Genomic DNA, 14,772 nt, shown 5'->3' on the forward strand with positions numbered 1-14,772 from the left:
GATCCCAACCCTGCTTGATGTTGTGACTCCGGAGCTCTCTCTCCCGACCCAAACAGCCTGGTTGATCCCTCTCTATGGGTTCGCAGGCATGGTCGTTTCCCTGCCATGGGCTTCAGGTTGGTTCCGTCGTCAGGCCCACCGTCCTGCGGCTTACCTGAACATCCTCCTGACCCTGCTTGCTTTCGTGCACGGCAGTCTCCTGCTGCAGGAAGTGTTTCTTCAAGGTCCTGTGGATCTCAGCTACCCCTGGCTCACGGTGGCTGATCTCGAATTGGACATCAGCTTCAGCCTGACGCTGAACAACCTTGTTGCCCTTGAGCTGATCACGGGCCTGAGTCTGTTCTCTCAGGTGTATTCACTTGGATACATGGATAAGGAATGGGCTTTGGCCCGTTTCTTTGCGCTTCTTGGTTTTTTCGAGGGAGCGATGAGTGGTGTGGTGCTGAGCGATTCACTGTTTCAGAGCTACTTCCTGCTGGAGATGCTCACACTCTCCACCTACTTATTGGTCGGTTTTTGGTATGCCCAGCCGCTGGTCGTCACCGCCGCGCGGGATGCCTTCCTCACCAAACGCGTGGGTGATGTTCTTCTGCTGATGGGCGTTGTCGCTCTTTGCAGCTTTTCGGGTGTGATGGGATTCGGCGATCTCTATGCCTGGGCTGCTCAGAACAACCTCACATCCTTCGCCGCGACGTTGCTTGGTCTTGGCTTGATTGCCGGACCTACTGGGAAATGTGCCCAATTTCCAATGCACCTCTGGCTGGATGAAGCGATGGAAGGTCCGAATCCGGCCTCGATCCTTCGCAATTCTGTCGTTGTCACCTGTGGAGCCATCGTGCTTCTGAAAGTGATGCCGATCCTTCAGCTTTCGCCAGTGGCCCTAGCGGTACTGCTGGTGATCGGCAGCATCAGCGCCATCGGTGGTTCCCTCGTCGCCATCGCTCAAGTGGATATCAAGCGGACCCTGTCTTACTCAACAACGGCCCACCTTGGTTTGGTGTTTATCGCGATCGCGTTGCAGATTCCTGTTCTTGCTTTGCTTCTCCTATACACCCACGCCGTCTCCAAGGCTTTGTTGTCGATGAGCGTTGGAGGGGTGATCGCTTCCACAAACTGTCAAGACATCACAGAGCTTGGTGGACTTGGTAGTCGAATGCCAGCCACGACGACCTCCTATTTGGTCGGTGGTGCCGGGCTGGTTGCCTTCCTTCCTCTGGGTGGGTTTCTGGCCATGGCGCAAGGCATCGAGTTGCTGAGTGTCCGCTCCGTTCCCTTCATGGCGGTGTTCCTGCTCACCAATGCACTGACTGCCCTCAATCTTGTGCGGGTGTTCCGCCACGTCTTCCTTGGCGATGTCCTGATCAAATCCCGCCGTGCTGCTGAAGTGAACTGGCAGATGGCCCTTCCGATGGTGGCGCTGTCTGTGGTGGTGGTGCTGACCCCGGTCCTGCTGGTTCGTCTCGAGTCGCTTGATGGTTTGCTGGCGTTCCCTCTCTGGGCTGCAGCTCTGGTCGTTGGCAGTGGGCTGATCGGTCTTGTCGCCGGGGCTGTTCTGCCGTTGAGCAAAGCCTGGTCCCGTTCCCTGAACCCGCTTTTGCGCTGGTTCCAGGATCTTCTCGCTTACGACTTCTACACCGAGCGCTTCTACAGAATCACGATCGTCAACGTGGTGGCTGGATTCTCGCGGCTTGCGTTCTGGTTTGATCGCAATGTTGTCGATGGGGTGCTCCATGGGGTGGCCCGCCTGTCGATGCAGAGCGCCGAAGGCCTGAAGCTGAGTGTGAGTGGCCAAAGCCAGTCGTATGTGCTCACGGTGCTTGTGGCGATTGTTCTTTTCCTCACCTCGGTGAGCTGGTTCCTCACCTGATCACCTGAGATGTATTTGTCGCTCCTGCTTCTCATTCCCTTCCTCGGAGCTCTTGCTCTGATTATTTGGCCGGGCTCAGCCTCCAGCGCAAGGTTGCGTGAGCTGACCATCGTGTTGCTTGCCGTGCAATGCGTGGCCAGCTTTGCGCTGCTTTTGCCCTTTGATCCTGATCAGGCAGGGCTTCAGCTGGTGGAGCAAGCCCGCTGGGTCCATGTGATCGGCCTGGACTATGCCCTTGCGGTGGATGGTCTGTCCCTGCCCCTGGTGCTGATGAACGGGGTGCTCTGTTTGGTGGCGGCCGTTGCCTCCAGGGAAATCACGAACAGACCCCGCATCTATTTCGCCTTGCTTTTGGTGATCAGCGGCGCTGTGAATGGAGCCTTTCTTGCCCAGAACCTCCTGCTCTTCTTCCTGTTCTACGAGCTGGAACTGATTCCTCTCTGGTTGCTCATCGCTGTCTGGGGAGGTGCGAATCGTGCCTATGCCGCCACCAAGTTCCTGATTGTGACGGCGGTGTCAGGGGTGTTGATCCTGTTGGCTTTTCTTGGGCTGGCCTTGGTGACCGGCACGATGGATTTCAGCCTGCGGCCGATCCTCTCCGGAGAGATGGGCATGACCAGTCAGTTGGTGTTGATGGGTGCTCTCCTGATCGGCTTCGGGATCAAAATTCCGCTGTTCCCCTTCCACACTTGGTTGCCTGATGCCCACACCGAAGCCTCAACCCCTGTTTCGGTGTTGTTAGCTGGGGTCTTGCTCAAGCTTGGAACCTATGGCTTGCTGCGCTTCTGTCTTGGCTTGTTTCCAGAGGCCTGGCAGGTTGCATCCCCATGGCTGGCTGGTTGGGCGGCGATTTCAGTGCTGTATGGATCTCTTGCTGCTATCGCTCAAACCGACATGAAGCGGATGGTGGCCTACAGCTCTGTGGGCCACATGGGTTATGTGCTCCTGGCTGCGGCCGCGGCCACTCCGCTCGGCTTGATGGGTGCCCTCTTTCAGATGGTCAGTCATGGCTTGATCTCAGGTGTTCTCTTCCTGGCGGTGGGCGTTGTCTACGCGCGCACCGGAACCCGTGATCTCAATGTGCTGCGTGGGCTGCTGAATCCCGAACGGGGTTTGCCACTGACGGGGTCGTTGATGATCATCGGCGTTATGGCCAGTGCAGGTATTCCTGGTATGGCTGGATTCATTTCGGAATTTCTGATCTTTCGTGGCAGTCTCCAACCGTTCCCACTGGCCACACTGCTCTCGATGGTTGGCTCTGGGTTGACGGCGGTTTATTTCCTGCTGCTCGTAAATCGTGCTTTCTTCGGGCGTCTGGCCATTGCTGCCGGTGCTGTTGTCAATCCCCGTATCCTCCAGAGCGTCCCGTTGCGTGAACAGGTGCCAGCCATCGCACTCACCCTTGGCGTTCTTGTTCTCGGCCTGGCACCTGAACTGCTCTCTGGCCTCAGTGAAGCGGCCACCACAAGCCTCAGTCAGCTCAGCGGAGGGCTCTCATGACCACCACAACCACCCGACCCCTCCAGGTGGAAGCTCCAACTCTTCCCGATCAGGAAGAGCTGATCCGGCGTCTGCTCAGTGACACGCCGCTCTTGAAAGACACATCAGATCACCTTCTCCAGGTGGTCAATGTGCTTGAGAGTTATGGGCTTGTTTTGGATGCGTACAGCCGAAACCTTGTGGATCAAGGTGAGAAGCAACTTCTCAACCCTTTCCCGGTGATGCGCTTCTTCCATGAGGGCATCACGGTCCAGAGAATCTGGGACCATCTCCTCGGTGACCGCATCAATTTCGAATACGCCGAGTACTGCCAGAAGGCGATGTTCTGGCATGGCACTGGTGGCCTGGATGCCTATCTGGACAGCGAGGCATTTCAGCAGGCCTGCCGAACGATCATCCAACGCAAATCCCGGCATGATCCTTTGCTGGCGATGACCAATCGCCTCTATCCAGGTTTCGCACCGGAGTCGATACGTTCCCTCACCACGATTTATTGCCTGGGGCTGTTCTGGCGGGTGATGAGCGATCTGTTCATCGACTTGGCCCGCCGTTACAGAATCAAGGAAGTGGTCAGTGTGAAAGATGTGGTGCATCACATCCGAGACGGCCTGGTGGCGGCAGCCGCTCATCCGATCACTTACAAAGTGTCGATCGCCGGAGAGGAGATCTGGGTGTTGCCACCGGAGGCAGGACTCACCTTCTTGGTGGATGTGGCCGTGCCGTATGTGGAAGCGGTCTTTTTCAGAGGAATGCCGTTTCTTGGCACGGTGTCGTACAACGCACAGGCACGTCAGATTTCACCGGACATCAGCGATTTCAAGTACGGCGCGCTCTATGCCGATCCGATCCCCAGCATGGGTGCTGGTATCCCTCCAAGTTTGTGCATGAAAGATATGTACAGAAATCTGCCGGCGGAGTTGAATCGTTGGTACGACGATCATGAGCGCGGTCAGGTTGATGTTCACGTGCAGATCTGCGTGAGTTTTCAGAAGTCGATGTTTTGTGTCACCAATGGTGCGATCGCTGGCACTATGCCCCATGTGCTGGATACGACGGATCCGGAGGAGCAACAGGCGAATCGTGCCTATGCCGAACATTGGACGAGTCGATTGATGGGTTGCAGAAGGGAAGCGTTGTTATAAAAGCCTTGATTATGTCGGCAACGATTATTGAGGTAAGAAGAAACGAATCCAATTTTCTACAATATCTACCAATAACTTCTCTATCTGAATGAACCCTGGATCAAAATTTCAAATTAATTTCACTTAAAATAGTTAAGCGTCGATAACCTTGATTTGGTCAGGCGCTGAGAAGATATTGCTGTCAAGCTGGAGCAATTCCTGCGTATTTGCTGTGAAGTTTCCAGCCGGAGCATACACCAACTTACTGGTATCTGTTGCAAAGGCCAACAGCCCTTGATTACCAGTCGGGAAGACTTGGCTTTTGATCTCAGCATCAAGACCTACGATCAAAATGTTGGCCATTGAAGGTGAAGCCCCTGCCTCAATGATAGTTTTTTGCTGAACAGTCGCACCTGCGGTGTAATTTGGGAATGCCCCATCGTTGATCTGAATCAGGTCAAAGGAGCCAGCCTGTTTTGTGGCTGCATTTGCGCCCACATACCCAGTAATCGTATCCCTGCTAGTCGTCGTTGTTTGACCCGTTAAATCAATCGTGTTTTGCACATTCTGATTGGGAGAAGTGATGATGTCCTGGCCAGTTCCTCCTGCAATCGTGGATTGTCCAGCGGTGGAACCCCTGAGATTGTCAATGCCAGGGCCACCGAGGAGATGGGAATCACCAGACAATCCTTCCACGGTGTCAGGGCCAAGAGTGCCCTCAATTTTTATACGGTCTCGATTTGTTGGCAGGCCTGAGTCAGCATTGTTTAAATTGACGCCGTGTTGAGATCTAATTTCGGAAAAATCATAATTTGCGATCCCAGGTGTACCCCAATTCTGATACGTTGTTGCGGCAGTGAAAGTGCTTGGTGAAAAAGTGAATGATTTTCCATTTGCGATTCCACTCAGATCCAACTCAGTGCTTCCATCATTTGATGCCTCAATTTTAAAATCTTCAATATTGATAAACTTGGCGCCAAAAGCGGTAAATATGCTATCCAGCTTGTTGAACTGGTTGCTTTTGATCACGATGGTGTCTTTGTCTGAGGGAGAAGGATCTTGAATGGTGTCATCGTTAATCGTTCCAATCTCACATGTAATCGAATCGCTAAAGGTTGTGGTTTCGGGGGGGAGAATGTCTTTTCTGACAATTTTTGTAAGGGTGGCTCCTGCTTTCGTGATACTCAGGGTTAATGGAAGTGATGTTTGTTGTTTTTTATCCCCACTTTCAGTAGCAACAACGGTGAAACTATAGCTATCTTTGCTAGCGATGTTGAAATCATCCTGGGTGCTCACAGCGCCAGATGTGGCATCAATCTTGAATGAAGCTGCATCTGTTCCACTTAGTGAGAAGGTGACTTCCCCACTGTTATCTGTTGCAGATGCGTTATAAATTATGGATCCTATGGGACTATCCTCTTTAATAGGGGTCACCGTTATTGGTGAAGTGAAGCTAGGAGGCAGGTCTTTATTGATTGAAAGAGTTAGCGGACTGCTTGTTGTTGAATGTCCTTCGCTGTCTGTGGCGATAACATTAAAGAGATAACTTGATTTTGCGTCATGATCAGTATTCTCCATAATCGCCACCTCACCATTATTGGGATTGATGGCTAAAAAATTGGCATCTTGTCCAGTTAATGAATAGATAAGGGGAGTATTGTTACCTGTGGCAGCGGCCAGATAGATGGCTGTGCCAGAGGTTGAGCCTTCAGTGATGGAATCAACTGATGTTGGCGAAGTAAAAACAGGACTAGTAGTCTCCTGGGTAATCAGAGTTCCTTGGGTAAAGAAAGAACGGGAGGAATTCTTCTTTTTTTTGGCAAGTCGAAATCTCTTAAATTGTTTGAGAGGAGAAAATGTAAATTCTTCTCCGCCTGTGAACAAATTAGCCTCATTGTTATCGTTGAGACTTTCAAGGGTGATTTTCAGGCTAGCTTTTTTCCTCTTTCTCTTGCCTGGTAGCTCACCTTTCTCAAATCTAAAAACAAATCTCCCGTTGAAATCACCAGTATGTGTAATTGTATCTAATATTTGATTTCCTTTTTTGTTGGAAAGCGTTGCTTTAAGGTCCGAATAATCTTTAAAGCCTTTCAGTTTTGCGACAAGTTTCATCATTTTTCAAGTTTCTAGAACCTTGCTCCTTTTTAGCTGTGAAACGAGCTTGTGTCCTCTGCGCTTAAGAATCAATAGCGATCAATTCTGAACTTGTTCCACTCGTTACAGAGTAGTCGTTCCTTCAGGGGTGGAGAGTGACCACAAAGGATCAAATCAGCGACTTGTTCGCCAGCCAGGAGGTATGAGGGGTATGGACGAAATCTCAGGACGCGGACTCGGATTGTTTCAAGGGGTCGGATCTCTGTTGAAAGTCACGTTCCACGGCAGATTTGAGAAGCTTCTTTGCACTTTTCTATCTGAAGCGATGGCTCTGCTGCGTTACGCCATCGTTATGAGCATCCGGCTGAACTGATCACTCCCAGTTGATTTTGGTAGCAAATTTCGAATCAACCTTCGACGCAAATATGATGAATAAAATAAGAAGCCAACGAGGTTGCACGAGTTTGTATCATATGACGAAGGCAGCGATTATTTTTTTGTCAAAATAATAATCTATTGAAATGAGGCCTTGGGTAATAATTTACTTCGCTTGATTTTAGCTTTTTTTCAGTCCTCTTCTTCGTTGCCGATTGCCTTTGCCTATCTCTGTATTGTTTTTACTCCAATCCCTTCATTCGCAGAAGAAGAATTGAGAATTATCACCGTTGGCGAACAGCTTGATGACCCTAGTTACGAGCAACCTGCCAGTTTTACGGTGATTGATCGTGAAGAAATGGACCGGCGAGGGGTGATTAATTTTAAGGATTTGTTTCGCTACCAACCTGGGATTGAGGTGCGCCGAAGTAGGCGGTATGGAATCGAAGATATCAATATTCGCGGTTTGGATGGCAATCGCATTCTGTATGAGCTGAATGGTGTTCGCTTGCCGGAACGGTTTGAGTTTGGCCCTTTCCGTCAGACGCGAGGCCAGTGGATTGACTTATTGAATATTGGTGACGTTGATATTATCCAAGGCCCTGCATCAGTCCTGTATGGAGATGGGGCCCTTGGAGGTGTTGTCTCTTTTTCATCCCTTCATCCAGAAGTATTTTTAGGAGAGGATGATCGTGCTGCTCAAGCGGTTGTCATGCTCAGCTCAGAGAACAACAGCGTGTCTGAACTTGTTCGATTTGCAGCTGAGGATTCAAACGGAATTATGGGTTTGTTGAGTGTCAGTCGTTCTGACTCAGAAGAGCCCCATCCGATCGCTGATTCTGATTTGGTTAATCGCCAAAACAATGACGGTACTGGTTTTAATGCACAAATCATGATTCCATTTTCCGAAGATTTGAAATTTCGATTAAATACAGTTGGTTCCAGGCAAATTACAAGAACAACAATTGGCCAAGGTAATTTGCCATCAGGAGAATGGGGCTACGTCGTGAATCAAGATAAGGAAACAATCACAAATCAACTTTGGCAACTCGTCGCTGCGTTGGAATTTGATTCCTTGATGGAGAATCCACTTTTTTCAGGGATGAAGTTTAATATCTATTTTCAAGATGCCTCTCAAGTGGATCAGAGGTTTGAGCATCGCACGACCACGTCTGCAGAGTTGGAGCGGAATGCAAAGACCACGGCAGTGAGTCAAGTTTCTGGTTTTAATCTTTCACGGAAACAGGAAGTGTTATTTGGCGACCTGATTCACGAGCTAAATTATGGAGTTGATTATTCAAGAACCTTCAATTCGCGCCGCAGAGATCGCATTCAGACAAATGTAGAAGATGGTTCGAAGACCAGAGAGTTGCCGCTTGGCAACTTTCCGGTCAAAGATTATCCTGACTCACTGACGAATCGTCTTGGAGCATTTTTACAAGACACGTTGATAATTGATTCCCTAAAATTGATTGCAGGGCTCCGTTATGAATCATATTTGATGAATCCACTGTCAGATTCAACTTTTGAAAAAAATGGAGCATTGGCTGGTAGCTCCGATGCAATCACTCCAACTTGGCGCTTGGCTGCACTATGGAGTTTGGATGAATCACATGTTATTTGGATGAATTATAATCGATCATTCAGAATGCCTCTTTATAGTGAAATTAACAGTGGATTTACGAATTTGAATTCAGGGTATCAGACAATCAGTAATCCAGATCTTAAATCTGAAACTGGCGATGGACTTGAATTAGGTTTGAGAGCGCATTATGAGCATTTTAAATATAGTTTTACTGGGTATTACAACAGATACAGTAATTTCATCGAAGCAGGGCGATTTGTTGGCACGAATTGTGAATTTGAGCAAGGCCGATGTGTTGCACAATATCAAACTGTCAACGCAGAGCAAGCTGTCACCTATGGTGTTGAGGGTAGTGCTGAGTACTCAACTGTTCCGGATGGCTATGGCTTGAAGATTCGATCAGGGTTCAATTATACGGTTGGCAATGATCTGGAGATCAACCAGCCACTTACAAGCATTGATCCTCCCAAGGCAATCGTTGCTGTTGGATATCATGAGCCTGATGATGGCTGGTCGGCTGAGTTGATTGGCACAGCATTCGCACGTGCCCGGGTTCCAGCTGATAGTGAACTTTTCATCCCTTCTTCTTATATTCGCTGGGATTTACTGGTTTCCTGCGCCGTTGGCGCAAACTTTAAAATAAACTTTGGAGTTCTCAATCTATTTGATCACAGGCAGTATTCATATGCTGATACAAAGTATATCTTAGATACTGGATATCGAGATATGAGCGGGTTTTCATTACCAGGTCGTGCCTATCAAGTTGGTTTCACTCTGCGCTTGTAGTTGTTGGCTGTTTCTGCGCGCCTGTCTGAGCCGGCAAGGTGTAACGCTGCTTTTCTTGTTTCTCAATTGCTTTTTGGTGCTTGTCACTCCCTTTGATCACGATGCTGTAACTGACTGGTACCCGCGCACCACCGTCGATGGCTTTGAATCGTGATCGACGTCCAGCATCCAACGCTGCATTGTCGATTTCAGGATTACCGCTCGATCGTTCCAGTTGTACGTTTTGCACCCGTCCATTGCTGTTGATTGTGATCAGAACTCTGGGTTCTCCTTCAATGCCTCGTCGCAGTGCACGTTTGGGGTATCGAGGTTTTGGGCAAGACAGACATTCCACAACGCGGCGAGGTTTGACCTTGCTTGTTTCCCCCACCTGGATTGACGACGTCTGCGGCGAGTGTTGCTGTCCAGTGGTCATCCCCTGCTTGACATTGTTGGATTGTTCTTGATCCTGTTTCCTCTTAGAGCTGGATGGCTTCTCACGAGTCGACGCGATGGCCGACGATGGTTGTTCCTGCAGTGGTTTGGTATCTGAACCATGGCGCTTGCTGGAATGTTTGGGCGACTGTCTCAGGATTGGAGCTGGGGTCCGGCTAAGTTGCGGGGCTGCAGTGGACGTGGGCGCAGGAGTTGGTTGTTCAGCGTTGGGTGGTTGTATCCGATCAGATAACGCAACAGCCTTTTGTTGGATCGGTTCGTCTTGCTCATTCTCTTGCCGATTGGCTTGCTCGGTGATGGCCTGATCTTCTGGTCGTTGTTTCGCTTCCTTCGTACTCGGTAAAGCAGCCAACTCAATGATCACGACGTTGGATTGGTTTTTCGGGAGTAAGGCATACTCTCTTTTTTCTCTGATCAAGAAGAGCAGAAGCGCATGAATGGAAATTGAAATGATTAAATAAAAGATTACATTGGATTTTAAATGTTTCATTATTTGGCGGTCATTTTCTGGCTTTTGTCTGAGGGCTTGTGACTAGGCCAATGGATTCAAATTCTGCTAATTTAGCCTTTTCAATGATACTGAAAATGACACCATATTCAATGGTCTGCTCGGCATCAATGAGTAGTTTCTTTGATGCATTTTGCTGCGTGATGATGCTGAGATCGTTGAGGAGTGTGGTTTGATTGCTTGGTTCGCTATTGATAAAGAGCTCTCCATCCTTTTTGATGCTGACAATGACGTCATCCGAGCCGATCGTTGTGGTAGTCGTCGCCTTTGGTCGATTGATCTCCACTACTCTGTTGCTACTGAGTATCAGGCTGGAAAGAACAAAAAAAAGAAGTATGGCGAAAAGTACGTCAATCATGGGAAGAATATTGATGGTCAGATCGTTCTCCTGGTCAAATTCGTTGCCAAAATCCATGGTGAGTTAATGTTGAATTAAAAACTGTTCTTCAAGGCTGGTTGCAAACAATTGAAGTTCGTGTTTTTGCGTTCGACTGAAACTTCGAAATAAGTTAGTAAAAGCAAGCGTAATCATTGCAATCACCAATCCAATAGCAGTTGAAACAAGAGCCTCACTGATCCCGGATATTACTACCTCTGCATTCTCCAAAGGTTGTTCAAGCCCCAGCCCTTCGAAGGAACGTATCAGACCCAGAACGGTACCCAGCAGACCCAGTAATGGCGAAATCGCGACGATGGTTGACAACGTTGCGTCGTATCGACGCAACGGAGGACTTACACGTTGAAAACCAATTTTGATACGCCGCTGAAACGATTCAAAATCTCTTGCCTTGGTTTGAATGACAGAGCGATAGAAGATCACCAACGGATGATTCCGTGGCTCAAAATTCAATACCGTTTCCTCTGGATAAGAAGTATGGAAATGGGCCAAGAGATTTTCTCTGACGGCTGTTTGCCTGGTAAGAGTCGTCATCCAGAAGACGAGTCGTTCAAGAATCAATGCCAGTGCAATGATGGAAACGAATCCCAGGGGGATCGAAACTACGCCGCCGATGTTGCTGAGATCCATTGCGGATGCAAAATAAAGAGCCTCAGACCAATACATGTCCTGAGGCGCCTGGATGCAGAGACTATCTGCCTATTTTAGATGTCGGCTCCAAATGCCCAATCACTGGGAGATAATTTAGCCACGATGTCGTAGCTGTCACCATGAGGCTTAATGATATAAGCCGTTCCTTGAGGATCAGGGTAGATATTTGTGGTGCCTTCAAAGGGATCGTCATGACCGACAAGAACAGTATTTTTCTTTTTTGGTGTTTTTGATAACATCGGTGCAATTCTGTCGTGATATATATCTAATTGCTCGTCAGTATAGTCTTCGTAAGGCAAGAAGTTTAAATCATCAATGGCTTTCCCTTTGCCGAATGCTATTTGCGCTGTGTCGATGGCTCGTTGATATTGACTATTGCGGACGTTTCCGATCACAATGTCGTTGGCTTTGATGCCTTTTTTAATGTCGTTTGCTTCTTGAATCCCCTGGGCGCTCAGATTCCTTTGGGTTGATGGATCATTCAAATCCAGATTTGGATCAGCTTGATCGGCATAATCCGTTTCTGTTGTGGTATGTCGTAGATAGATTACATGGCCCCCTTTTTTCAATTTCTTAAGCAATTTCTTATCGCTCAACTTGTTCTCGAAGGCATCGTTGTTGAACTCCGCTTCTGAGAAATTATTGGGTTTGCTCTTGGGACTGCCAAAAATATCGTCTCCATTCAGATCGATGGAATGTTTCTTTTCCATCTTATGAATCCATTTGTTTGATGCTGCTTCCTCTTGTGCAGAAGCCATTCCTTCTTCCTCGCTCATTGCGAAGGCTTGCTTTCTGAATTTGTTTTTTTCATCCTTAAAAACAACGTAAGTTGTCCTTTTGTTTTTGATAATACCGGTCACTTCACCTTCCCTTGATCCACCCGGACGCGGAGCGTCGAACAGGCTGGTATAGATATTTTTCTCGTCATTCATCCACAGTGGCTTGAACATTTTGGGTTCTGCCATGCGTGCAAGACCGTATTCGGCTAGGCCGATGCGATGGGTTCCACCCAGGTAGTACAGGCCCATTCCTGAGTTACCGCGTCGCCCGTCGTGATAAGTGACGTAGACAGGATCTCCATCACCAGCGCCTGGAGCCCCCCCAGCACCTGGAGGCCCCCCAGCACTTGGAGGCCCTCCAGCACTTGGAGATTCTCCACCCGAATTTCCAGCCGCTGGAGGTCCTGCAGAGGGAGGAGTGGATTCATCGTCTTTTTCGTCGTCTTCAGTTGCATTACAGAACTCGAAGCCATCCACAGGAGGATGTCCATCAGGAAGGCAACCACCTCCATCAGGTGAAACGGGTGGATGGCCTTCAGGTAATGTGATGCCTGTAGACATTGAATTGAAAACACTTAGTCATATTTATGCTTAAGGACCCCCAAGAAGAATGCCACACTTTATTTCACAGCCGCATGTATAAAAATTTACGGATTGAATATTGATTTCGCCTCGTATTGGCTTTTTGTAGCATGACTCTGGTCAACTGCATTTGCTCTAAGTCAATCAGGTTGCTCCCTTTATATAAAGAGCCTCGAGCCATCGATGAAATCGTTACTTCAAACTCTTTTCATTGGGTGGGTCTGGTCCAGATTCCTGGCATTGAGGATTGAAATTGCAAAGGATACTCGTAATCACATTGCCGGTTTGTCCATGAAATTCATTTCATTTCTTGGATTGCTGTGGATATTAGCCATTGTTTTTGTTTTATCATTATGTGTCGGTGATTCGCCGATTGGGTTTGAGGACCTGTGGGATTATGTCTCAGGAACTTCCTCCTCAGAGACAACTGTCTTGGTGATTCGTGATATTCGCTTGCCTCGCACCTTGGCAGCCTTGTTGACGGGATCTGCTCTGGGCGTTTCAGGGGCAATGCTTCAAGGAATGCTTCGTAATCCGTTGGCCAGTCCATTCTTGCTCGGCATTTCTTCGGGCTCAGGAGTCTGTGTCGTTATTCTTTTTTCCTTGAATAGTTTGGCTTATTGGATCCCACTGGGTGCATGGTTGGGTGCTGTGGTGTCGGCGTTAATCGTTTTTTGTATTGCTTATGATCAAAAGAGGATTTCCCTGGAACGATTGATTCTCTCAGGAGTCGCTGTCAGTAGTGTTTTGGGATCTGTGCAAGCTATTTTTCTCTTGCGCTCGGATGATACACGCATTCAGAATTCTTTAACCTGGTTGTCCGGAACATTGGCTGGCCGTGAGTGGGGCGATTTAACTTTTACATGGATTCCAATCGTCGTATGTTTATTGTGCTCCTTTGTTTTCGCTAAACAACTTAATTTGGCATTGCTTGATGATGATACCAGCCGATCCTTAGGCCTGTCTTTAACACGACTCAGGATTTTGATTGGTGTTTGCGCAACTCTGCTGACATCCTGTTCTGTATGTATTGCGGGACTGGTCGGTTTTGTCGGTTTGGTGATTCCTCACATAGCACGTTTACTCTGCGGTGGTAATTTTGTTTATGTTTTGCCATTCTCTGGGGTCTTGGGCGCACTCACTGTTGTAGTAGGTGATCTGATCGCAAGAATGTATCTCTGGGAGCTTCCAGTCGGTATTGTGACAGCACTATTTGGTTCGCCATTTTTTATCTATCTATTGAGAAAACGCCGAATGGAAGGGAGTGTCTAATGGAGGATCTATCTTTATCTGACGTCTCTTATTCTATAAATTCTAATTCAATCCTTGAGAAGATTTCGTTTTCTGTTGGTCCTGGGGATTGGCTTTGTATCGCTGGATGCAATGGTTCAGGAAAATCCACGTTGTTGAGATTGATGGCAGGTTTAATTGGTCCTAGTCATGGTTGCATTCAATTTGGGGGCACAGCTTTTAAGGACTTGCCTGATAAAGATAAAAAAATTTCGATTCTCTCCCAGCGTTCCAATGTCAATGCATGCTTGACGGTTCAAGATCTTGTGTGTTTAGGACGTTATCCCTATTTGCCGAGCTGGGGTGTCCGTTTTTCCGAGGCTGATTGGGAGCAGGTTAGTTATGCCATCGATTTTGTTGGTTTGAATGATCTGCGTGATCGTTCGCTTGATTCATTGTCTGGTGGAGAAAGACAGCGAGCTTTTTTAGCCCTTTCTTTGGCACAGAATGGATCCATTCTGCTTTTGGACGAACCTACCAATCATCTGGATATTGTTGCACAAAATCAGATTTTGAATCTTTTGGAGAAAATGGCCAATTCCGGAAAGATTATTGTTTCCGTATTCCATGATCTGAATCATATTTCGAGGTATTCCTCTCATCTTGCCTTGATGCGCCAAGGTCAGTTGCTTGAGTTCGGTCCCACGGATCATGTGTTTCGTTCACAGTCGTTGAGTGAAACATTTGGTCTGGCTATTCGTGTTGTTGAGCATGAGGGGCAACGGTGCGCTCTGTATTGAGACATTACTTGTTGGATAGCTCAATCGTGGCTGGTCACGGATGAATATATGGTGTTGTTTTT

12 protein-coding genes are annotated in these 14,772 nt (G+C 48.2%); 7 read left to right on the forward strand and 5 right to left on the reverse strand.

What is annotated here, in order from left to right; all coding sequences use genetic code 11:
* Nucleotides 1–22: 22 nt before the first annotated feature.
* From SIB64_RS06860 to SIB64_RS06870, 3 genes are read left to right on the forward strand one after another with little or no spacing between them, the layout of a single operon-like run.
* A complete protein-coding gene (locus SIB64_RS06860; RefSeq protein ID WP_413442500.1) occupies nt 23–1,867 on the forward strand; it encodes an NAD(P)H-quinone oxidoreductase subunit F in 1,845 nt (614 codons plus the stop codon).
* Nucleotides 1,868–1,876: 9 nt separating this feature from the next.
* Nucleotides 1,877–3,367 carry an NADH-quinone oxidoreductase subunit M gene (locus SIB64_RS06865; protein ID WP_413442501.1) on the forward strand — a complete coding sequence of 497 codons (1,491 nt, stop codon included), beginning with the start codon at nt 1,877–1,879 and terminating at the stop codon, nt 3,365–3,367.
* Entirely contained in the window at nt 3,364–4,509 is a 1,146-nt protein-coding gene (locus SIB64_RS06870; RefSeq protein WP_413442502.1) for a CO2 hydration protein, read from the forward strand. Before SIB64_RS06865 ends, SIB64_RS06870 begins: the two co-directional genes overlap by 4 nt.
* 132 nt (nt 4,510–4,641) lie before the next feature.
* On the opposite strand, the gene SIB64_RS06875 is transcribed toward SIB64_RS06870, so the two are convergent.
* Complete coding sequence (locus SIB64_RS06875) at nt 4,642–6,603, reverse strand: cadherin repeat domain-containing protein (protein ID WP_413442503.1); 1,962 nt, start codon at nt 6,601–6,603, stop codon at nt 4,642–4,644.
* Nucleotides 6,604–6,784: 181 nt separating this feature from the next.
* Between SIB64_RS06875 and SIB64_RS06880 the strand changes: the two genes are divergently transcribed.
* Nucleotides 6,785–6,955 carry a hypothetical protein gene (locus tag SIB64_RS06880; RefSeq protein WP_413442504.1) on the forward strand — a complete coding sequence of 57 codons (171 nt, stop codon included), beginning with the start codon at nt 6,785–6,787 and terminating at the stop codon, nt 6,953–6,955.
* A 156-nt stretch (nt 6,956–7,111) separates the two neighbouring features.
* Nucleotides 7,112–9,328, forward strand: a complete 2,217-nt coding sequence (locus SIB64_RS06885) for a TonB-dependent receptor domain-containing protein (RefSeq protein ID WP_413442505.1) — start codon at nt 7,112–7,114, stop codon at nt 9,326–9,328.
* Here SIB64_RS06885 and SIB64_RS06890 read toward each other — a convergent pair.
* The 4 genes from SIB64_RS06890 to SIB64_RS06905 all read right to left on the reverse strand — a co-directional run bounded on the left by SIB64_RS06890 (nt 9,312) and on the right by SIB64_RS06905 (nt 12,659).
* Nucleotides 9,312–10,127 carry a TonB family protein gene (locus SIB64_RS06890; protein ID WP_413442506.1) on the reverse strand — a complete coding sequence of 272 codons (816 nt, stop codon included), beginning with the start codon at nt 10,125–10,127 and terminating at the stop codon, nt 9,312–9,314. The two genes, SIB64_RS06885 and SIB64_RS06890, sit on opposite strands and share 17 nt — an antisense overlap.
* A 136-nt stretch (nt 10,128–10,263) precedes the next feature.
* Entirely contained in the window at nt 10,264–10,686 is a 423-nt protein-coding gene (locus tag SIB64_RS06895) for an ExbD/TolR family protein (RefSeq protein ID WP_413442507.1), read from the reverse strand.
* 6 nt (nt 10,687–10,692) lie between these two features.
* Complete coding sequence (locus tag SIB64_RS06900) at nt 10,693–11,334, reverse strand: MotA/TolQ/ExbB proton channel family protein (protein WP_413442508.1); 642 nt, start codon at nt 11,332–11,334, stop codon at nt 10,693–10,695.
* Nucleotides 11,335–11,372: 38 nt separating this feature from the next.
* Complete coding sequence (locus tag SIB64_RS06905; protein WP_413442509.1) at nt 11,373–12,659, reverse strand: hypothetical protein; 1,287 nt, start codon at nt 12,657–12,659, stop codon at nt 11,373–11,375.
* A 204-nt stretch (nt 12,660–12,863) separates the two neighbouring features.
* Between SIB64_RS06905 and SIB64_RS06910 the strand changes: the two genes are divergently transcribed.
* Entirely contained in the window at nt 12,864–13,952 is a 1,089-nt protein-coding gene (locus SIB64_RS06910) for a FecCD family ABC transporter permease (RefSeq protein WP_413442510.1), read from the forward strand.
* Nucleotides 13,952–14,710: an ABC transporter ATP-binding protein gene (locus tag SIB64_RS06915; RefSeq protein WP_413442511.1), complete on the forward strand. Its 759-nt coding sequence runs from the start codon at nt 13,952–13,954 to the stop codon at nt 14,708–14,710. Before SIB64_RS06910 ends, SIB64_RS06915 begins: the two co-directional genes overlap by 1 nt.
* Nucleotides 14,711–14,772: the final 62 nt, after the last annotated feature.

It is taken from the genome of Synechococcus sp. MIT S1220, assembly GCF_047303025.1.
GTDB lineage: Bacteria > Cyanobacteriota > Cyanobacteriia > PCC-6307 > Cyanobiaceae > Parasynechococcus.

Excerpts from the sequence above, each read along its gene's own strand:
- SIB64_RS06865 (WP_413442501.1), top strand. The coding sequence starts at position 1,877 with ATGTATTTGTCGCTCCTGCTTCTCATTCCCTTCCTCGGAGCTCTTGCT.
- SIB64_RS06870 (WP_413442502.1), top strand. The coding sequence starts at position 3,364 with ATGACCACCACAACCACCCGACCCCTCCAGGTGGAAGCTCCAACTCTT.
- SIB64_RS06875 (WP_413442503.1), bottom strand. The coding sequence starts at position 6,603 with ATGATGAAACTTGTCGCAAAACTGAAAGGCTTTAAAGATTATTCGGAC.
- SIB64_RS06880 (WP_413442504.1), top strand. The coding sequence starts at position 6,785 with ATGAGGGGTATGGACGAAATCTCAGGACGCGGACTCGGATTGTTTCAA.
- SIB64_RS06895 (WP_413442507.1), bottom strand. The coding sequence starts at position 10,686 with ATGGATTTTGGCAACGAATTTGACCAGGAGAACGATCTGACCATCAAT.
- SIB64_RS06900 (WP_413442508.1), bottom strand. The coding sequence starts at position 11,334 with ATGTATTGGTCTGAGGCTCTTTATTTTGCATCCGCAATGGATCTCAGC.
- SIB64_RS06905 (WP_413442509.1), bottom strand. The coding sequence starts at position 12,659 with ATGTCTACAGGCATCACATTACCTGAAGGCCATCCACCCGTTTCACCT.
- SIB64_RS06910 (WP_413442510.1), top strand. The coding sequence starts at position 12,864 with ATGAAATCGTTACTTCAAACTCTTTTCATTGGGTGGGTCTGGTCCAGA.
- SIB64_RS06915 (WP_413442511.1), top strand. The coding sequence starts at position 13,952 with ATGGAGGATCTATCTTTATCTGACGTCTCTTATTCTATAAATTCTAAT.